Origin of the sequence: Xanthomonas sp. BRIP62418 (assembly GCF_003993495.1) — a bacterium.
GTDB classification, from domain to species: domain Bacteria; phylum Pseudomonadota; class Gammaproteobacteria; order Xanthomonadales; family Xanthomonadaceae; genus Xanthomonas; species Xanthomonas euroxanthea.
Map to the genome: position 1 here is coordinate 1 of NZ_QEZG01000016.1, position 281 is coordinate 281.

The window sequence follows — 281 nt, forward strand, 5'->3', positions numbered from 1 at the left end:
CGGACAGCGTGCCGTTGCTGGCCAGGGTCAGGCCAGCCGGCAGCGTGCCGCTTCCGAGGCTGTAGGTGTACGGCGCGGTGCCGCCGCTGGCGCTCAGCGTCTGGCTGTAGGCCGTGCCGCGGGTGGCCGCCGGCAGCGCGGTGGGCGCGACCACGATCACCGGTGCCGCGATGGTCAGCGTGTAGCTGCGGCTGGCCTGCGCCGCCGGGCTGGGCGTGCTGTCGGACACGGTCAGGGTGAAGGTGAACGTGCCTGCCACGGTCGGCGTGCCGCTGAGGCTG

Annotated in this window: 1 protein-coding gene; it reads right to left on the reverse strand. The window is 74.4% G+C overall.

Annotated features, from left to right (window positions below; genetic code table 11):
- A partial coding sequence (locus tag EO174_RS00070; protein WP_164740018.1) for a putative Ig domain-containing protein occupies positions 1-281 on the reverse strand: 281 nt, incomplete at both ends.